The following is a 16,563-nucleotide window of genomic DNA, read 5'->3' as shown; positions in this document are numbered from 1 at the left end:
CGATCAGATCGTCAGTTGTTGAGTGAGCCTTCGGACAGCAGATAGCCCACACCGCGAAGGGTATGAACACTGACACTGGCCCCGTTTTTTGTAAGTCTCTTGCGCAGCCTGGAAACATGAACCTCCACAGAATTCGACGATACTTCCTCGTCAAAACCGTAAATCTTGTCTTCCAGAACCGATTTGGGAACAACGCGCCCATACCGCCGCATAAGTTGTTCTAGCACGCCCATCTCGCGTCGAGAAATGGATATGGGTTGGTCATTGACCCTCACTTCCCGCGCCGTGGTGTCGAACGATACGTTACCCGCCGTCATAACCAGCCCCAGAACCCCACCGGGACGGCGCAGAAGGGCGCGAATACGCGCAACCAGTTCCTCCATTTCGAAGGGTTTCAGCAGATAGTCATCGGCGCCGGTATTCAAGCCTTTGACGCGGTCGTCCAGGCCGTCGCGGGCAGTCAAAATCAAGACCGGAACCACATTACCTTGTTCCCGCCATTGCTTAAGCAAGGTCAGGCCATCCGTATCCGGAAGCCCGAGATCAAGAATGATCGCATCATACTGGACGCTCGCCACAGCGGCGTCGGCACCAGCCCCCGAATCCACCATATCAACGGCAAATGCCTGATTTTCCAGGCCGACTTTGATGGACTCGGCAAACCTATTGTGATCTTCGACTAGGAGTAGGCGCATGTTCCTCAGGTCTCTGTTACGGAGGGTATTTGGCACCGACCGTCTTGTTTCGACAACCATGCATTCCCCGTGCCAAGCCGCCATTCCGGAAACGTCAAACACACCCTAAGTGATATGCAGTTTTGCATACAATGCAATGTTTGATTGTCGTGCGACATGAAACTCACCTAAGAATCCTCAGTTGTCCCAGAGAAACGGCAACGGACAGAACAATCCCGCACGAACCGATTGAAGGCGCACCTCCCCGACCGGGCCAACTTGGACGCAGTTTAAGACTATTCGTCAAGGAGTTCATCCGCCGATTGATCCTTGGTGAAGCCAAGCGCCTTCCAGGTCTCGGCCATATGCGGCGGTAATGGCGCCACGACATCGATCAGACGGCCTGAGGGATGCTTGATGACGATTCGCCGAGCGTGCAGGTGCAGCATACGGATTTTCACCGGCAAGTCGGGAAATGCTTCCGTGCCCCCATACTTGCCGTCACCCAGGATCGGCGTTTCCATGGCCAGGGCATGGGCGCGGAGCTGATGTGTGCGCCCCGTCACCGGCTCCATCGCAAGCCAGGCCGCCTTGCGGCCGACGCGGTCGACGATGCGGTAAAGCGTTTCCGCCCGTTTGGCGTCCTCGGCCTCGGCGTCCATCTTTTCCTGCCCACCGGCGCCGCGCTTCTTGCCCAGCTTCAGGCGAATTCGTCCCTGGGCGATTTCCGGCACCCCCGCAACAGCCGCCCAATAGAGCTTTCGGATGGTCTTGCGGCGGAATCCTTCAGTCACCCAGCGCGCGGCGGCGCGGGTGCGCGCCAGAACCAGAACGCCCGAGGTATCCTTGTCCAGACGATGGGTCAGGCGTGGCCGTTCCACCGCATCGAAGCGAAGCCCGCCGAGCATGGCATCCAGATGGTGGCTGAGCCCCGATCCGCCCTGCACGGCCAGGCCTGCCGGCTTGTCCAATACCAGAATTTCATCATCACGATAGATCACACGGGCCTGCAGATCCTTGATCTCACCGGCTGAAATCTTGGGAGCGGGCTTTGGCGCCGGCTTAGTCGCGGTCGACGCGCGATTAACGACCCCTTCCCCACCCGGGCGCAGGCTTGGCGGCAGGCGGACCTCCTGGCCGGCCTCCAGGCGCGTCCCCGTCTTGGCGCGGTGGCCGTCAATTCTGATCTGCCCGGTGCGCAACAGCTTCTGGACCTGCCCGAACGGCAGGTCGGGGAGATGCTGTTTCAGCCAGCGATCGAGACGCAGGCCGTCCTCATCGGCTGAGACAGTCTGCCCCTTGGCATCTGGTGGCGGCGTATCGGCCATCACAGAACCTGACGCAACATGGCCATTCCGGCCCAGAAGCCGAAAATGCACAGCACGACCGAGCCACCGATATAGAGAGCTGCGGCACCAATCTGCCCCCGATCGATCAAGGTATAGGAATCCATCGAGAATGTGGAAAAGGTCGTGAAGGCCCCCAGCACGCCGACCACTAGGAAGGCCCGCACTTCCGGCTGTGGCGACCAATGCAGGGCGCTGATTTCGATCAGCGCGCCCAGCACGAAGGAACCCACGAGGTTGACCATAAAGGTGCCCCAGGGAAACCCATGGCCCAACTGACTGCCCGCGGCGTTCATCACCAGGAACCGCCCGACAGCGCCCACGGCGCCGCCCATGGCCACGGCAAACAGCATCTTCATCGCAGGTTCCCCGTCATTATTCCGGTCCTTGCCCCCGTTCGGCGCTCAATCTACCCTGAAGACGAACCGCCGTCGTCCCCCTTGGTCCGCTGGCGGCGTAATTTATCCCAATAAGCCAAGCGCTTGGTGATCTCGCGTTCGAACCCCAGGTCGCGCGGAGAATACAGCCGTGTGCGCGCCATGCCGTCGGGAAAATAGTTCTGACCGGAAAAACCATCCTCGGCATCGTGGTCATAGGCGTAGTCCTTGCCGTAGTCCAGGTCCTTCATCAACTTGGTCGGGGCGTTGAGGATGTGTTTCGGCGGCATCAAGGAGCCGGTTTCCCGCGCCATGCGGCGGGCGGCTTTCTCGGCCTTATAGAGGGCGTTGGATTTCGGCGCGGTGGCCAGATAGGCGACCGCCTGAACCAGCGCAAGTTCGCCCTCGGGCGAGCCCAGGCGCTCATAGGTGTCCCAGGCGGCCAGGGCTTGCGGCAGAGCCTGCGGATCGGCCAAACCGATGTCCTCGGACGCGAAGCGAACCAGCCGCCGGGCGACGTAGAGCGGGTCCTCCCCCCCTTCGAGCATGCGCGCGAACCAATACAGCGCCGCATCGACATCCGAGCCGCGCAGCGACTTGTGCAGCGCCGAGATCAGGTTGTAATGGCTTTCCTGTCCCTTGTCATAAAGCGGCATGCGCTTCTGCACCGCGGCCGCCAGACCGGCAGGATCAAGCGGCGCCGTCAGCCCCATGGCGTCCAGGTTCTCGACCATGTTCAATAGATAGCGCCCGTCACCGTCAGCCATGGCGGCAAGGGCCTGTCGGGCATCGGTGTCCAGCGGCAACGAATGGCCCAGTTCCGCCTCGGCCCGGGCCATCAATTCCTCAAGCGCCCCCGCATCCAGACGATTGAGCACCAACACCTGGGCGCGCGACAGCAAGGCCGGGTTCAGTTCGAACGACGGGTTTTCCGTCGTCGCCCCGATCAGAACCACCGTGCCGTCCTCCACATAGGGCAGGAAGCCGTCTTGCTGGGCCCGGTTGAAGCGGTGAATCTCGTCGATGAACAGCAGGGTCCCCTGCCCCATCTTGCGCCGCTCCTTGGCCCGGTCGAACACCTTGCGCAGGTCGGCGACACCGGAAAACACCGCCGACAGGGGCTCGAAATGCAAAGAGACATGGTCGGCCAGAAGCCGCGCCAGGGTCGTCTTCCCCGTGCCGGGCGGCCCCCAGAACACGATGGAGGTCAGCTTACCGGCCTTGACCGCCCGGCCGATGAAACCGTCGGGACCGGTCAGATGGGCCTGGCCGACGACTTCGGCGATGGTTTTTGGCCGCAGGCGGTCGGCCAGCGGTCGCGGTGATTGGCTTTCGAAAAGCGTGCTCACCCTTCGAACCGCTCGGTGATCTCGCGACCTTGGCGTTCGATCGTGATTTCCCAGGACGGCGCTTGCTTCGAAAACACGGTCAACAAGTCACGTACCAACCCAATGTCGGAGCCGTTGACCCGTTTCACGAAATCGCCGGGGCGCAGACCGATCTTGTCGGCCGGCGCACCACGCCGAATCTGCAGCACCATGACCCCCCGCTTGAAGGTATCAACGCCCAATTCGTCGCCCAGCGCCGGCGACATGTTGACGACCACCGCCCCGGTCAACGGATGGCGTCCGGCCAGTTCCGATCGATTTCGGGCGGGGAATTCCACCGGCGCCTCGATTTCCAGCTTGAGCGCCTCCAGGCGGCCCTGACGCCAGATGCGCAGCGGCACGGTCTCGCCCAGCGGCGTCGTCGCGACACGGAACTTGAGCGCCGTCGTGTCCCGCACCTCATGGCCGTTGACGGCCAGGATGATATCGCCGCGCTTGATCCCCGCACGATCGGCGGCAGACGCCGGGTAGACGTCTTCGATAATGACCCCGCCGGGCCGGTCGAGACCCAGAGAGTTGGCGATATCCGTCGTCACCGGCCGGCCCGCGGCGCCGATCCATGGGCGCACCAGCCGCCCGCCCTTGACCACACCATTGACCACGGCGCGCACCATGTTGGACGGAATGGCAAAGCCAATCCCCAGGGAGCCTCCGGTCTTGGAATAGATCGCCGTGTTGATGCCGAGCAGGCGGCCGTCGAGCCCGACCAGCGCCCCACCCGAGTTGCCCGGATTGATGGCTGCATCCGTCTGAATGAAGAAGTTCAAATCCGTCCCGGCGTTGGCCATCTGGGTCCGCGCCAGGGCTGAGACGATGCCGCTGGTCACCGTTTGCCCGACGCCGAAGGGATTGCCGATGGCCAGCACGAGATCACCGACCTTGATCGAATCGGAGTCGGCTAGATCCAAAACAGGCAGGTCAGCCGGCGCCCCTTCCAGCCGCAGAACGGCCAGGTCCGTACGCTCGTCGGTGCCGATGATCTTGGCTTCGAATTCGCGCCGGTCGTGCAGCACGACCTTGATCTCATCCGCCCCTTCAATGACGTGATTGTTGGTGACGATCAAGCCGTCCGCCCGCACGATGACGCCGGAACCCAGGGAATTCTGCACTCGTTCTCGCGGCTGCTGCCCGAATTTATCGCCCAGATTCGGGCCGAGGAACCGCTGGAAAAAGGGGTCATCGAACAGAGTCGTTCGGCGGCGCTGCACCGTCTTGGCCGTGAAGATGTTGACCACCGCGGGAGCGGCCTGTTCAACCACAGGGGCATAAGACAACATGACCTGGTCCCGGCTATCAGGAACCTCACGCCCTGCGGATTGGGCATGAACCTCCGGCGCAGCCAAGGCAACACCCAGGCTGAGAACGACACCAAGAACGGACGGACGGGCCAGGATCGACATCATCGGCAAGAGAGACTCCAGAGTCAGGTGTATGGGACGGCCGAAACCGTGTTCATAGCAGGATTTAGCCCATTTGTGGCGTGGTCAAGGCCTGCCCCCGCGCACGAGAGCCGCAAAACGAAAAAGCGCGGCCGAAGCCGCGCTTTTCCAAATTCTCGGCTGAACCGACGGCATCCCTATTCCAGGGCGTCCGCCGCTTCCATTTCCGCAGCGTGACGGGCCTTGTCTTCGGCGCCCTTGGCGTCCGGGTCCCGGTCGACAAGTTCGATCACAGCCATCGGGGCCGCGTCGCCGTGGCGGAAACCCGCCTTCAGCACACGGGTATAGCCACCCGGGCGGTCCTTGTAGCGCTCAGCCAACGTGCCGAACAGCTTGGCCACGGCGGCATCGTCCTGCAGGAAGGACACAGCCTGGCGTCGCTGATGCAGCGAGCCCTTCTTACCCAGGGAGATCATGCGGTCGGCGAACCGGCGCAGTTCCTTGGCCTTGGGCAAGGTCGTGGTGATCTGTTCGTGAATGATCAGCGATGCCGCCATGTTGGAGAACATGGCCTTGCGATGGCTGGCGGTGCGGTTGAGTTTGCGGTATCCGCTGCGGTGTCTCATGTCAGGCTCCTTTTTTGAGTTATTCGCCCGGGCGTGCCATTTTACCCCCTGGGGCGCCCAGCCAGCCGATGATCGGATGACCGGAGTGGTTCTTTAAGTCGGAACGGCGCGCCGGAGTTACCGGCGCGCCGCCGGATCAAAAGGGATCTTCCAGTTTCTTGGCCAGTTCCTCGATGTTCTCGGGCGGCCAGGCGGCAATTTCCATGCCCAGATGCAGACCCATGGAAGCCAGAACTTCCTTGATTTCGTTCAAGGACTTGCGGCCGAAGTTGGGCGTGCGCAGCATGTCGGCTTCGGTCTTTTGAACCAGATCGCCGATGTAGATGATGTTGTCGTTCTTCAGGCAGTTGGCCGAACGCACGGACAGTTCCAGTTCGTCGACCTTGCGCAGGAGGTTCTTGTTGAACGGCAGGTCTTCCTGCTGCGCTTCCTCGCGGGCGTGTTCCGGCTCGTCGAAGTTGATGAACAACTGCAACTGGTCCTGCAGAATGCGGGCGGCGAGCGCCACAGCGTCTTCAGGCGTGACGGAACCGTTGGTCGTGACAACCAAGGACAGCTTGTCATGGTCGGTGACCTGGCCGACGCGGGTATTGTCGACCTTGTAGGCGACCTTGCGGACCGGCGAATAAACGGCGTCGATGGGGATCAGGCCGATCGGGCTGTCTTCGGCGCGGTGCTGACTGGCCGGCACATAGCCCTTACCGGTTTCCACGGTCAGTTCCATGTTCAGCTTGCCGTCACGGTCCAGGTGGCACAGCACCAAATCCGGATCCATGACTTCGATGTCCGCACCCGTATCGATCATGCCGGCGGTCACGATGCAGGGCCCATCGGCCTTCAACGTCATCCGCTTCGGACCCTGAGCCTGCATGCGCAGCCCCAGAGACTTGATGTTGAGAACGATATCGGTCACGTCTTCGCGCACGCCGGGAATCGACGAGAATTCATGCAGCACGCCATCGATCTGGATCGACGTGACCGCGGCACCCTGCAGCGACGACAGCAGGATACGCCGCAGCGCATTGCCCAGGGTCAGGCCGAAACCGCGTTCCAGCGGTTCAGCGACGATGGTCGCCTGGCGCAGCGGGTCGACGCCCGGGTTGATGTCGAGCTTGTTCGGTTTAATAAGTTCTTGCCAATTTTTCTGAATCACGTCAGTGACCTCGCGTTCACTTGAACCATCGTCAGGGACCGTTGCCGGGCGGTCCCCATTTCATTGTGTTCCCAAGCGGCGTAAGCGGCCTGCGGCCGGGAACCCGGGCAGCGGCCGATCGGAGCCCCTGATGGCCATCTGCCCGCAGGAGGAACTATACCCGGCGGCGTTTCCGCGGACGGCAGCCGTTGTGCGGGATCGGCGTCACGTCACGAATGGCGGTGATGGTGAACCCGATCGCCTGCAAAGCCCGCAGGGCGGATTCACGACCGGAACCCGGCCCCTTGACCTCGACATCGAGGGTCTTCATGCCGTGTTCCTGCGCCTTCTTGCCGGCGTCTTCACCAGCGACCTGCGCCGCATAAGGGGTCGATTTGCGCGACCCCTTGAACCCCATGGAACCGGCCGACGACCAGGCAATGGCGTTGCCCTGTGCATCGGAGATGGTGATCATGGTGTTGTTGAACGTGGAATTGATATGCGCCACGCCGGAGGCGATGTTCTTACGCTCGCGGCGCCGCGGGCGGGCTGTTGCTGCCTTAGCCATAACTTAAAATCCTTGCCCTAGCCGTTATTTCTTCTTACCCGCGATGGCCTTAGCCGGGCCTTTGCGGGTGCGCGCGTTGGTATGAGTACGCTGTCCGCGCACGGGCAGGCCGCGACGATGGCGGAGACCGCGGTAACAGCCCAGATCCATCAAACGTTTGATGTTCATGGCCGTTTCGCGGCGGAGGTCGCCTTCGACCTGGAAGTCACGGTCGATGGTCTCGCGAACCCGCGCGACCTCGTCTTCCGTCAGTTCATTGACGCGCCGGTCCAGGGGGATTCCGACACTGTCACAAATCTTCCGTGCTGACGTGCGGCCAATGCCATGAATATAGGTCAAGGCAATCACCACCCGTTTCGCCGTCGGAATATTAACACCCGCAATACGCGCCAAGGCTTTCGCTCCTCACGTTCGACAAAAAACTCAAGAGCAAGTCCCCGCTCCGTAGAATCACCGGACTTGCTCTAACTCGTTGTATTCAAGGCAAAAACGTCGCAACGAACGGTTCCGTGCGTTCGAATTCGCCTGGAAATTTTCAAAATCCGCCGGGCCTGAAAAGAGGCGCGATTATAGGCACTTGCGCCCCCAAGTCAACCTGGGGGAAAGGCCTTTTTCACACCCTTCACGCCTGACCGATTACTCCTTTCAGCTGGGCAGTCACAGCGTCGATGTCGGCCATGCCGTCAACGTCGTGCAGAAGCCCTTGGTCCTTGTAGTAAGCCAGGATCGGCGCGGTCTGGGCATGATAGGCGTCCAGGCGGTTCCGCACCGTTCCTTCGTTGTCGTCGGCACGGCGGGTAAACTCCGTCGCACCGCATTTGTCGCACACGCCATCCTTGGCGGGCTTTTCAAACTCGTCGTGATACCCCTTGCCGCATTTGGCGCAGGTGTAGCGACCGGTGATTCGCTTGACCATGGCGTCGTCGTCGACAGCCAACTCGATCACGTGGTCGAGGTTCAATCCCTTGTCGGCGAGCATGGCGGCCAGAGCTTCGGCCTGGGGTACGGTGCGCGGAAAGCCGTCCAGAATGAACCCTTTCGCGCAATCGGCCTGCTCGATCCGGGCCGCGATCATGTCGATGATCAGGTCGTCGGGAACCAAGTCACCGCGGGCCATAATCTCTTTCGCCTTGTTGCCGAGGTCGCTGCCGGAGGCAACAGCGGCGCGCAGCATGTCACCGGTCGACAATTGAACAAGCCCGTAAGCCTCCTCAAGCCGCTTCGACTGCGTCCCCTTGCCCGCACCCGGCGGCCCCATCAGCAACAGAATCATTAACGCCTCCCCCGCAACCGCTGCTTCTTGATCAGGCCTTCGTATTGATGCGCGATCAGGTGCGACTGAATCTGGGTTACCGTGTCCATGGTCACCGTGACCACGATCAGCAGCGACGTGCCGCCGAAGTAGAAAGGAACGGAGAAGTTGGAGATCAATAGTTCCGGAATGGCGCAGATAATGGCCAGGTACAAGGCCCCGACGCAGGTCAGGCGGGTCAGCACACGGTCCAGATATTCGGCCGTGTTCTTGCCCGGACGAATGCCGGGAACGAAACCGCCGTACTTCTTCAGGTTTTCAGCCGTGTCGTTCACGTTGAACACGACGGCCGTATAGAAGAAGGCAAAGAACACGATCAGGCCGATATAGATGGACATATAGACGGGGGAACCACGGCCCAGATAGGCGGCCGCTTCCGTCATCCATTCCGGTCCCTGCCCGGCCGACAGCGTGATGACGGTGATCGGCATCAGCAGCAGCGAGGACGCGAAGATCGGCGGAATGACGCCTGCGGTATTGAGCTTGAGCGGCAGATGGGAGGATTCCCCGCCCATCATCTTGTTGCCGCGCTGGCGCTTGGGATACTGGATCAGGATCCGGCGCTGCGCGCGTTCAACGAACACGCAGAGCGCGATCGTCGCAACGGCCATCACCATGATCCCGATGATCAGGCCCGTCGGCAGCGCGCCCGTGCGGCCCATTTCGAAGGTCCCGGCAAGGGCCACCGGCAGTTCGGCGACGATGCCGGCGAAGATGATCAGCGAAATGCCGTTACCCACACCGCGCGCGGTGATCTGTTCACCCAGCCACATCAGGAACATGGTGCCGCCGGTCAGCGTCACGACCACGGAAAACCGGAAGAAATAGCCCGGTTCGTGAACCGCCGGCCCCTGGTTGCCAGACATGCCCTCAATCCCGACGGCGATGCCGTAAGCCTGCAGAAGACAGATCAGCACCGTGAGATAGCGCGTGTACTGGTTGATCCGCTTGCGGCCGGACTCGCCTTCCTTCTTCATCTGCTCCAATGACGGCGAAATCGACGTCATCAGCTGCATGATGATGGAGGCGGAGATGTACGGCATGATGTTGAGCGCAAAGATCGTCATGCGCCCCAACGCACCGCCCGCGAACATGTTGAACATGCCTAGAACACCGCTCTGATTGGCGCGGAATATCTCTTCCAGCACTACCGGATCGATGCCCGGCAGCGGGATGAACGTGCCCAGCCTGTAAACGATGAGCGCACCCAGCGTGAACCAGATGCGCTTCTTCAACTCAGTCGCCTTCGAGAAGGCGCCCAAGTTTACGTTGGCGGCAAGTTGTTCGGCGGCAGAGGCCATTCAGTCTTCTCCGGCGGCGGGGGCAAATGCCCTCACCGATCTGTTATTCGGCGGATTCCCCGGCGGCGGCCTTGTCCTGGGCGCGGCGCTTGTTTTTGCCGCGGATCCCCTTGGTTTCGCTCGCTTCGTCCTTCGCGACGGTCGGCGCCGACACGGTCACCTTGCCGCCGGCCTTTTCGACCGCGGCGATGGCACCCTTGGTGGCGCTTTCGATTTCAAGCGTGACCTTGGACTTCAGTTCACCGTGGCCAAGGAGACGCACGCCGTCTTTCCGCTTCTTCGCGACACCGGCTTCGACCAGCATGGCCGTCGTCAGCGTCTTCGAGCCGTCGATGCGCTTGGCATCAATCGCTTCCTGCAGCAGGCCGACGTTCAGTTCGGCGAAGTCCTTAGAGAACGGGTTCGTGAAGCCGCGCTTGGGCAGACGCCGGTAGATCGGCATCTGACCGCCTTCAAAGCCCAGCAGGCTGACGCCCGAGCGGGACTTCTGGCCCTTCATGCCCTTGCCGGACGTCTTGCCGGTGCCGGACGCAATGCCGCGGCCGACGCGCTTACGCGGACGGGTCGCACCCAGATTGTCACTGATTTCGTTCAAACGCATGGCGGTATTCCTTCGTTAAGTATTTAGTCGCCTTGCTCGACCCGCACCAGGTGGCTGACTTTATTAATCATGCCACGCACGGCCGGAGTGTCTTCCAGCACGCGCGAGCGGTGCAATTTATTCAGGCCCAGGCCCTTGAGGGTTGCGCGCTGGTCCGCCGGACGGCCGATGTGGCTGCCGGTCTGCGTGACTTTGACGGTCTTCTTGTCTGCCATCTTCAGGGTTCCAATCAGGCCTGTTCGGTCGTGGCGGAAACGTCGTCGCGACGCTGCACGATATCGCCGACCTTTTTCGAGCGGCGGGCCGCCACGGTGCGCGGCGACTGAATTTCCTGCAATGCGGCGAAGGTCGCCTTGACCATGTTGTAAGGGTTAGCGCTGCCCATGGACTTGGCAACGACGTCCTGGACGCCCATGGTTTCGAACACGGCGCGCATGGGGCCGCCCGAAATAATACCCGTGCCCGGAGGGGCGGAGCGCATGATCACCCGGCCGGCGCCAAAGCGCCCGGCAACGTCATGGTGCAGCGTACGACCCTCGCGCAGCGGCACGCGGATCATGTTGCGCTTCGCGGAGTCCGTGGCCTTGCGGATGGCTTCCGGCACTTCGCGCGCCTTGCCCGATCCGTAACCGACCCGGCCCTTGCCGTCGCCGACAACCACCAGGGCCGCGAACGAGAACCGCCGCCCACCCTTGACCACCTTGGCCACGCGGTTGATGTAGACCAGCTTGTCGGTCAGTTCAGAATCTTCCCGCTGCTCGGGAGAGCGATCCCGGTCACGCCGTCCGCGCGGACCCCGTCCCTGACCTTGTTCGTTGCGTTGCTCTGCCATGAGGCTGTTCCTGATTTCCTAGAATGCGTTGATTTAGAACGACAAGCCGGCTTCACGCGCGGCATCGGCGAGCGCCTTGACCCGCCCATGGTACTTGTAGCCACCACGGTCGAAGATCACTTCCTTGATGCCTTCCTTGACGGCGCGGGTGGCAATCAGCTTGCCCACCTCGCCAGCGGCGGCAACGTTGCAGCCCTTGGCCAACTTGCCTTTGAGTTCCTTGTCCAGAGACGATGCGGCGGCAACGGTCTTGCCGGCGCGGTCGTCGATGACCTGGGCATAGATGTGCAGGCCGGAGCGGAACACAGCCAGGCGCAGGCGGCCGCCGGCGGCCTTGCGGACCTGGCGCCGAACGCGCGACTGGCGCTTTTCGAATTTTTCGCGAGCGTTGGCCATGACTTACTTCTTCTTCCCTTCCTTGCGGAGAATGAATTCACCGGCATAGCGGACACCTTTGCCCTTGTAGGGCTCGGGCGGACGATACGCGCGGATTTCCGCCGCGACCTGGCCGACAAGCTGCTTGTCGATGCCTTCAATAACGACCTGCGTCTGTTCCGGGCAGGCGATCTTGATGCCTGCCGGGACCGGATATTCGACGTCGTGGCTGAAGCCGAGCTGCAGAACCAGCTTGTTGCCCTGCATGGCGGCACGGTAGCCGACGCCAGAAATATCCAGCTGCTTCTTGAACCCCTGGCTGACGCCTTCCACCAGGTTATTCACCTTGGTGCGGCTCATGCCCCACATCTGCCGGGCGCGCTGGGTGTCGTTCGCGGGCGCGAACTTGATCAGATTGTCTTCCATGGTGACGATGACATCATCGACCAGGGTCTCGCTCAGCTCGCCCAGCTTGCCCTTGGCCTTGACCGTCATGCCGTCGATTTCGACGGTGACGCCATCAGGCACCTGGACCGGGTTTTTTCCAATACGCGACATAATGAACCGCCTTCTCGTTCGTTCGCCGGGTGCTCTTAGAACACCTGGCAGAGAATTTCGCCGCCGACGTTGTGTTCGCGGCATTCATGATCGGACAGCACGCCCCGAGGGGTCGACAGGATGGAGATGCCCAGCCCGTTGTAGACCCGGGGCAGGTCGCCGATGCCCGAATAGACACGCCGGCCCGGCGTCGACACGCGCTGGATCTCGCGGATCACGGGCTGGCCTTCGTGGTACTTCAGTTCGATTTCCAGTTCCGCCATGCCGGGCTTTTCTTCGCGCTTTTGAAAGCCACGGATGTAGCCTTCGCGCTTCAGAACCTCAAGCACGTTGGCCCGAAGATTCGAAGACGGCGACAGAACCACGGCTTTGCGCGCCTGTTGTCCGTTGCGGATGCGGGTGAGCATATCACCCAGGGGATCGGTCATAGACATGCCAGTATCTTTCCCTTCCTACCAGCTCGACTTGACCATGCCGGGAATCATCCCGTCAGAGGCCAAATCCCGCATAGCAATGCGGGAAATCTTGAATTTGCGATAATTCCCGCGTGACCGGCCCGACAATTCGCACCGCAGGCGGTACCTGGTGGGCGAGGAGTTGCGGGGCAGTGCCGCCAGTTTGAGGTGCGCATTGAAGCGGTCTTCCGGCGACGCCGTTTCGTCTTTCGTAATCGCCTTAAGACGTGCCCGTTTCGCGGCATAGCTCTTCGCCATGCGGGCCCGCTTGTTGTTTTTCTCAATCGCGCTTTTCTTCGCCATTACTCGATCTCCATCCGCCGTTGGGCTTACTTAGTGGCCAGCGGCATGTTGAAAGCTTTCAACAAAGCCTTCGCTTCATCATCGGTTACGGCCGAGGTGCAGATCACGATGTCCATACCCCGGACCTTGTCGACCTGGTCATAGTCGATTTCCGGGAACACGATCTGTTCCTTCAACCCCATGGCGAAGTTGCCATGTCCGTCGAAACACTTGCCCTGGATGCCGCGGAAGTCGCGAACACGCGGCAGCGCGATGTTCACAAGGCGGTCCAGAAATTCGTACATGCGGTCTTTGCGCAAGGTGACCTTGGCGCCGATGACCATGCCTTCGCGCAGCTTGAAGCCGGCGATGGACTTCTTGGCCCGGGTCGCCACCGGCTTCTGGCCGGTGATGCGGGTCAGGTCCTCAAGCGCGCCATCGACGCGCTTGCGATCCTCGGTGGCGTCGCCGACACCCATGTTGAGAACGATCTTCTCAAGCTTGGGAACCTGATAGGTGTTCGCGTAACCGAACTCCTCCATCAAGGCCGGCTTGATTTCCTTCTCGTAGACTTCTTTGAGCCGTGTAGCCATCGTTAGAGGCCCTCGCTTAATCAATCTGCTCGCCGGACCGCTTGGCAAAGCGGACCTTGCGGCCGTCATTCAGGATCTTGGTACCGACGCGGGTCGGCTTGCCGTCCTTGGGGTCCAGATGGGCCAAATTCGACATGTGGATGGGGGCTTCACGTTCGATGATGCCACCCGTGGACGTCTGCGTCGCACGCTGGTGCCGCTTCATGCGGTTGACACCTTGGACAACGGCGCGGTCGGCGGTGGGAAGCACCTTAAGCACTTCACCTTCCTTGCCCTTGTCGCGGCCGGTCAGAACGACGACCTTATCGCCCTTTTTGATTCTCGCTACCATTTCTGCGGTTCCTCGTCAGATCACTTCCGGCGCCAGGGACACGATCTTCATGTAGGCCTTCGCCCGAAGTTCGCGGGTCACCGGGCCGAAGATACGCGTGCCGATGGGCTCGCCGGCGCTGTTGATCAGCACGGCGGCATTGCTGTCGAAGCGGATCGTCGTGCCGTCCGCGCGGCGAATGTCTTTCGCCGTGCGCACGACGACAGCCTTCACGACCTCGCCCTTCTTCACGCGGCCCCGCGGGATCGCTTCCTTGACGGAGCAAACGATCACGTCGCCCACGGAAGCGTACTTGCGCTTCGAACCGCCCAGCACCTTGATGCACTGGACCCGGCGGGCGCCGGAGTTATCGGCAACGTCCAAGTTTGTTTCGGACTGGATCATTGTTCTTGTCCTTGATTAAAGAGCATCTACCACTGGGCCATTGGGCCCGGTTCGGCGTCAGCCCGCCTCGCTAATCACTTCCCAGGTCTTCCGCTTCGAAATCGGGCGGGTTTCCCGGATCTGAACCTGGTCGCCAACCTTGCACGCGTTGTTTTCGTCGTGCGCGGCGTACTTCTTGGTCCGCTTGATGAACTTCTTGTAGAGCGGATGCTTGAACCGGCGTTCAACCTGAACGGTCACGGTCTTGTCCATCTTGTCGCTGACGACGACGCCCTGCAGGGTACGTTTCGGCATCTTTCGCTACCTCTTTGTCAGGACGCCGCGGCGACGGTGCCGCGCTCGCCCAGAATGGTTTTGATGCGCGCGATGTCGCGGCGAACCGCCCGCACCTGCGCCGTGTTTTCCAAGGCACCCGACGCCTGCTGGAAGCGCAGATTGAAGGCTTCCTTTTTCAGGCCCATGAGCTGGTCCTTCAACTCGTCGTCGGACTTGGTCTTGAGATCAATAGCCTTCGTCATGGCTTAGTGCTCCTCGCCCAGGCGGGTGACGAACCGCGTTTCGATGGGCAGCTTGGCGGCCGCGAGTTCCATGGCCTCTTTCGCCACTTCGTACGAAACGCCGTCGATTTCGAACATGATGCGGCCCGGTTTCACACGGGCGGCCCAGAATTCCGGCGTACCCTTACCTTTACCCTGGCGGACTTCGGCCGGCTTCTTCGACACCGGCACGTCCGGGAAGATGCGGATCCACACACGCCCGGCGCGCTTCATGTGGCGCGTCATGGCACGGCGCGCGGCTTCGATCTGACGCGACGTGATACGGTTCGGCGAAGTCGCCTTCAGGCCGAAGGCACCGAAGTTGAGTGTCGTTCCACCCTTGGCGTTGCCATGGATGCGGCCTTTGAAGGCCTTCCGGTATTTCATTCTTTTCGGGGCCAGCATGTTCCGTCGCCTATCCCAGTTTTGCTTCTATCCGACCGATACCGCTTAGCGGACCGGCTGTTGTTCCTGCGCGAGCTTGTCCATCGCCATCGGATCATGGGCAAGAATTTCACCCTTGTAGATCCAGACCTTAACGCCGCAGGCGCCGTAGGTCGTTTTGGCAGTGGCTTCGCCATAGTCAATGTTGGCGCGCAGCGTGTGCAGGGGCACGCGGCCCTCGCGGTACCACTGCATGCGCGCGATTTCCGCACCACCAAGACGGCCCGCACAGTTGATGCGGATGCCTTCGGCCCCGAGACGCAGAGCCGACTGCACGGCGCGCTTCATGGCCCGACGGATCGACACGCGCCGTTCCATCTGCTGGGCGACGTTTTCGGCCACCAGCTGGGCGTCGATTTCCGGCTTGCGGATTTCGACGATGTTCAGGTGCACTTCCGAAGAGGTCATGGCGGCAACTTCGCGGCGCAGCTTTTCGATATCTGCGCCCTTCTTGCCGATGACCACGCCAGGGCGGGCCGTGTGGATCGTCACGCGGGCCTTCTTGGCGGGACGCTCGATGATGATCTTCGACACGCCGGCCTGGTGCAGGCGGTCCTTCAGCATCTTGCGGATCTTGATGTCCTCATGCAGCAGGGTCGCGTAATCGCCATCGTTGGCGAACCACCGCGAATCCCATGTGCGGTTGATGCCGAGGCGGAGCCCGACCGGATTGACTTTCTGACCCATTTAGGCGGTCTCCTCACGTTCGCGCACGATGACCCGAAGGTTCGAGAACGGTTTCTCGATGCGCCCCACGCGCCCGCGGGCACGTGCTTTCCATCGTTTCATGACCAGGCTGCGACCCACGGTGGCCTCCGACACGACCAAGCGGTCGACGTCGAGCTGGTGGTTGTTTTCCGCGTTGGCGATCGCGCTTTCCAGGACCTTCTTCACTTCGATCGCAATGCGACGCTTGGAGAAGGTAAGCTGCGCAAGCGCCCGTTCGCAGGGCAGACCGCGGATGCTTTCAGCAACCAGGTTCAGCTTGCGCGCGCTGGTCCGGATGTGCCGGGAATAGGCCATCGCTTCGTTGTCCTTGAGGGGACGTTCTGCAGAAGACTTACCCATG

General features: G+C 61.4%; 26 protein-coding genes. All 26 read right to left on the bottom strand.

Annotated elements, in window-relative coordinates; translation table 11 throughout:
• Positions 1-11: 11 nt before the first annotated feature.
• The 26 genes from KFF05_07670 to rplV all read right to left on the bottom strand — a co-directional run bounded on the left by KFF05_07670 (position 12) and on the right by rplV (position 16,562).
• The gene (locus KFF05_07670; protein ID UTW53219.1) at positions 12-695 is read right to left on the bottom strand and encodes a response regulator; all 684 of its coding nucleotides are present in this window, start codon (positions 693-695) and stop codon (positions 12-14) included.
• A gap of 275 nt (positions 696-970) precedes the next feature.
• Entirely contained in the window at positions 971-2,002 is a 1,032-nt protein-coding gene (locus KFF05_07665; GenBank protein UTW53218.1) for an RluA family pseudouridine synthase, read from the bottom strand.
• Positions 2,002-2,379 (bottom strand): fluoride efflux transporter CrcB, encoded by a 378-nt coding sequence (gene crcB, locus KFF05_07660; protein UTW53217.1) that lies wholly within the window; start codon positions 2,377-2,379, stop codon positions 2,002-2,004. Before crcB ends, KFF05_07665 begins: the two co-directional genes overlap by 1 nt.
• 50 nt (positions 2,380-2,429) lie before the next feature.
• Positions 2,430-3,746 carry a replication-associated recombination protein A gene (locus KFF05_07655; GenBank protein UTW53216.1) on the bottom strand — a complete coding sequence of 439 codons (1,317 nt, stop codon included), beginning with the start codon at positions 3,744-3,746 and terminating at the stop codon, positions 2,430-2,432.
• Positions 3,743-5,188 carry a DegQ family serine endoprotease gene (locus KFF05_07650; protein UTW53215.1) on the bottom strand — a complete coding sequence of 482 codons (1,446 nt, stop codon included), beginning with the start codon at positions 5,186-5,188 and terminating at the stop codon, positions 3,743-3,745. Before KFF05_07650 ends, KFF05_07655 begins: the two co-directional genes overlap by 4 nt.
• A gap of 173 nt (positions 5,189-5,361) precedes the next feature.
• Positions 5,362-5,790 (bottom strand): 50S ribosomal protein L17, encoded by a 429-nt coding sequence (gene rplQ / locus KFF05_07645; protein UTW53214.1) that lies wholly within the window; start codon positions 5,788-5,790, stop codon positions 5,362-5,364.
• 136 nt (positions 5,791-5,926) lie between these two features.
• Positions 5,927-6,943, bottom strand: coding sequence for a DNA-directed RNA polymerase subunit alpha (locus KFF05_07640; GenBank protein UTW53213.1), 1,017 nt, complete (start codon positions 6,941-6,943; stop codon positions 5,927-5,929).
• A gap of 154 nt (positions 6,944-7,097) precedes the next feature.
• Entirely contained in the window at positions 7,098-7,490 is a 393-nt protein-coding gene (gene rpsK, locus KFF05_07635; GenBank protein ID UTW53212.1) for a 30S ribosomal protein S11, read from the bottom strand.
• A 24-nt stretch (positions 7,491-7,514) separates the two neighbouring features.
• Complete coding sequence (gene rpsM / locus KFF05_07630) at positions 7,515-7,883, bottom strand: 30S ribosomal protein S13 (protein UTW53211.1); 369 nt, start codon at positions 7,881-7,883, stop codon at positions 7,515-7,517.
• Between the two features lie 229 nt (positions 7,884-8,112).
• Positions 8,113-8,763: an adenylate kinase gene (locus KFF05_07625; protein UTW53210.1), complete on the bottom strand. Its 651-nt coding sequence runs from the start codon at positions 8,761-8,763 to the stop codon at positions 8,113-8,115.
• On the bottom strand, positions 8,763-10,103 hold the full coding sequence (secY, locus tag KFF05_07620; GenBank protein UTW53209.1) for a preprotein translocase subunit SecY: 1,341 nt from the start codon (positions 10,101-10,103) through the stop codon (positions 8,763-8,765). Before secY ends, KFF05_07625 begins: the two co-directional genes overlap by 1 nt.
• A 43-nt stretch (positions 10,104-10,146) precedes the next feature.
• Positions 10,147-10,704 (bottom strand): 50S ribosomal protein L15, encoded by a 558-nt coding sequence (rplO, locus tag KFF05_07615; GenBank protein ID UTW53208.1) that lies wholly within the window; start codon positions 10,702-10,704, stop codon positions 10,147-10,149.
• Between the two features lie 23 nt (positions 10,705-10,727).
• Positions 10,728-10,919: a 50S ribosomal protein L30 gene (gene rpmD, locus KFF05_07610; protein UTW53207.1), complete on the bottom strand. Its 192-nt coding sequence runs from the start codon at positions 10,917-10,919 to the stop codon at positions 10,728-10,730.
• A gap of 14 nt (positions 10,920-10,933) precedes the next feature.
• Complete coding sequence (gene rpsE / locus KFF05_07605) at positions 10,934-11,536, bottom strand: 30S ribosomal protein S5 (GenBank protein ID UTW53206.1); 603 nt, start codon at positions 11,534-11,536, stop codon at positions 10,934-10,936.
• A gap of 33 nt (positions 11,537-11,569) precedes the next feature.
• Positions 11,570-11,932 carry a 50S ribosomal protein L18 gene (gene rplR, locus KFF05_07600; protein ID UTW53205.1) on the bottom strand — a complete coding sequence of 121 codons (363 nt, stop codon included), beginning with the start codon at positions 11,930-11,932 and terminating at the stop codon, positions 11,570-11,572.
• A 3-nt stretch (positions 11,933-11,935) separates the two neighbouring features.
• On the bottom strand, positions 11,936-12,469 hold the full coding sequence (gene rplF / locus KFF05_07595; GenBank protein ID UTW53204.1) for a 50S ribosomal protein L6: 534 nt from the start codon (positions 12,467-12,469) through the stop codon (positions 11,936-11,938).
• A gap of 35 nt (positions 12,470-12,504) precedes the next feature.
• A complete protein-coding gene (gene rpsH, locus KFF05_07590; GenBank protein UTW53203.1) occupies positions 12,505-12,903 on the bottom strand; it encodes a 30S ribosomal protein S8 in 399 nt (132 codons plus the stop codon).
• Positions 12,904-12,921: 18 nt separating this feature from the next.
• Complete coding sequence (gene rpsN / locus KFF05_07585) at positions 12,922-13,227, bottom strand: 30S ribosomal protein S14 (protein ID UTW53202.1); 306 nt, start codon at positions 13,225-13,227, stop codon at positions 12,922-12,924.
• Positions 13,228-13,253: 26 nt separating this feature from the next.
• Entirely contained in the window at positions 13,254-13,799 is a 546-nt protein-coding gene (gene rplE / locus KFF05_07580; protein UTW53201.1) for a 50S ribosomal protein L5, read from the bottom strand.
• A gap of 16 nt (positions 13,800-13,815) precedes the next feature.
• A complete protein-coding gene (gene rplX / locus KFF05_07575; GenBank protein ID UTW53200.1) occupies positions 13,816-14,130 on the bottom strand; it encodes a 50S ribosomal protein L24 in 315 nt (104 codons plus the stop codon).
• Between the two features lie 15 nt (positions 14,131-14,145).
• Positions 14,146-14,514: a 50S ribosomal protein L14 gene (gene rplN, locus KFF05_07570; protein ID UTW53199.1), complete on the bottom strand. Its 369-nt coding sequence runs from the start codon at positions 14,512-14,514 to the stop codon at positions 14,146-14,148.
• Positions 14,515-14,571: 57 nt separating this feature from the next.
• On the bottom strand, positions 14,572-14,808 hold the full coding sequence (gene rpsQ, locus KFF05_07565; GenBank protein UTW53198.1) for a 30S ribosomal protein S17: 237 nt from the start codon (positions 14,806-14,808) through the stop codon (positions 14,572-14,574).
• Positions 14,809-14,825: 17 nt separating this feature from the next.
• Entirely contained in the window at positions 14,826-15,032 is a 207-nt protein-coding gene (gene rpmC, locus KFF05_07560; protein ID UTW53197.1) for a 50S ribosomal protein L29, read from the bottom strand.
• A gap of 3 nt (positions 15,033-15,035) precedes the next feature.
• The gene (gene rplP, locus KFF05_07555) at positions 15,036-15,455 is read right to left on the bottom strand and encodes a 50S ribosomal protein L16 (GenBank protein UTW53196.1); all 420 of its coding nucleotides are present in this window, start codon (positions 15,453-15,455) and stop codon (positions 15,036-15,038) included.
• Positions 15,456-15,500: 45 nt separating this feature from the next.
• On the bottom strand, positions 15,501-16,181 hold the full coding sequence (rpsC, locus tag KFF05_07550; GenBank protein UTW53195.1) for a 30S ribosomal protein S3: 681 nt from the start codon (positions 16,179-16,181) through the stop codon (positions 15,501-15,503).
• Positions 16,182-16,562 (bottom strand): 50S ribosomal protein L22, encoded by a 381-nt coding sequence (gene rplV / locus KFF05_07545; protein ID UTW53194.1) that lies wholly within the window; start codon positions 16,560-16,562, stop codon positions 16,182-16,184.
• Position 16,563 lies beyond the last annotated feature (1 nt).

The organism is bacterium SCSIO 12827, assembly GCA_024397995.1.
Lineage (GTDB): Bacteria > Pseudomonadota > Alphaproteobacteria > Rhodospirillales > Casp-alpha2 > UBA1479.
Note: the sequence above shows the minus strand (reverse complement) of the source record. Positions and strands in the feature narration are given on the sequence as shown.

What these genes read in the sequence shown, in the direction of transcription:
- KFF05_07670 (UTW53219.1), bottom strand. Translation starts at nt 695, where the DNA reads ATGCGCCTACTCCTAGTCGAAGATCACAATAGGTTTGCCGAGTCCATC.
- KFF05_07665 (UTW53218.1), bottom strand. Translation starts at nt 2,002, where the DNA reads ATGGCCGATACGCCGCCACCAGATGCCAAGGGGCAGACTGTCTCAGCC.
- crcB (UTW53217.1), bottom strand. Translation starts at nt 2,379, where the DNA reads ATGAAGATGCTGTTTGCCGTGGCCATGGGCGGCGCCGTGGGCGCTGTC.
- KFF05_07650 (UTW53215.1), bottom strand. Translation starts at nt 5,188, where the DNA reads ATGATGTCGATCCTGGCCCGTCCGTCCGTTCTTGGTGTCGTTCTCAGC.
- rplQ (UTW53214.1), bottom strand. Translation starts at nt 5,790, where the DNA reads ATGAGACACCGCAGCGGATACCGCAAACTCAACCGCACCGCCAGCCAT.
- rpsK (UTW53212.1), bottom strand. Translation starts at nt 7,490, where the DNA reads ATGGCTAAGGCAGCAACAGCCCGCCCGCGGCGCCGCGAGCGTAAGAAC.
- KFF05_07625 (UTW53210.1), bottom strand. Translation starts at nt 8,763, where the DNA reads ATGATTCTGTTGCTGATGGGGCCGCCGGGTGCGGGCAAGGGGACGCAG.
- secY (UTW53209.1), bottom strand. Translation starts at nt 10,103, where the DNA reads ATGGCCTCTGCCGCCGAACAACTTGCCGCCAACGTAAACTTGGGCGCC.
- rplO (UTW53208.1), bottom strand. Translation starts at nt 10,704, where the DNA reads ATGCGTTTGAACGAAATCAGTGACAATCTGGGTGCGACCCGTCCGCGT.
- rpmD (UTW53207.1), bottom strand. Translation starts at nt 10,919, where the DNA reads ATGGCAGACAAGAAGACCGTCAAAGTCACGCAGACCGGCAGCCACATC.
- rpsE (UTW53206.1), bottom strand. Translation starts at nt 11,536, where the DNA reads ATGGCAGAGCAACGCAACGAACAAGGTCAGGGACGGGGTCCGCGCGGA.
- rplR (UTW53205.1), bottom strand. Translation starts at nt 11,932, where the DNA reads ATGGCCAACGCTCGCGAAAAATTCGAAAAGCGCCAGTCGCGCGTTCGG.
- rplF (UTW53204.1), bottom strand. Translation starts at nt 12,469, where the DNA reads ATGTCGCGTATTGGAAAAAACCCGGTCCAGGTGCCTGATGGCGTCACC.
- rpsH (UTW53203.1), bottom strand. Translation starts at nt 12,903, where the DNA reads ATGTCTATGACCGATCCCCTGGGTGATATGCTCACCCGCATCCGCAAC.
- rpsN (UTW53202.1), bottom strand. Translation starts at nt 13,227, where the DNA reads ATGGCGAAGAAAAGCGCGATTGAGAAAAACAACAAGCGGGCCCGCATG.
- rplE (UTW53201.1), bottom strand. Translation starts at nt 13,799, where the DNA reads ATGGCTACACGGCTCAAAGAAGTCTACGAGAAGGAAATCAAGCCGGCC.
- rplX (UTW53200.1), bottom strand. Translation starts at nt 14,130, where the DNA reads ATGGTAGCGAGAATCAAAAAGGGCGATAAGGTCGTCGTTCTGACCGGC.
- rplN (UTW53199.1), bottom strand. Translation starts at nt 14,514, where the DNA reads ATGATCCAGTCCGAAACAAACTTGGACGTTGCCGATAACTCCGGCGCC.
- rpsQ (UTW53198.1), bottom strand. Translation starts at nt 14,808, where the DNA reads ATGCCGAAACGTACCCTGCAGGGCGTCGTCGTCAGCGACAAGATGGAC.
- rpmC (UTW53197.1), bottom strand. Translation starts at nt 15,032, where the DNA reads ATGACGAAGGCTATTGATCTCAAGACCAAGTCCGACGACGAGTTGAAG.
- rplP (UTW53196.1), bottom strand. Translation starts at nt 15,455, where the DNA reads ATGCTGGCCCCGAAAAGAATGAAATACCGGAAGGCCTTCAAAGGCCGC.
- rpsC (UTW53195.1), bottom strand. Translation starts at nt 16,181, where the DNA reads ATGGGTCAGAAAGTCAATCCGGTCGGGCTCCGCCTCGGCATCAACCGC.
- rplV (UTW53194.1), bottom strand. Translation starts at nt 16,562, where the DNA reads ATGGGTAAGTCTTCTGCAGAACGTCCCCTCAAGGACAACGAAGCGATG.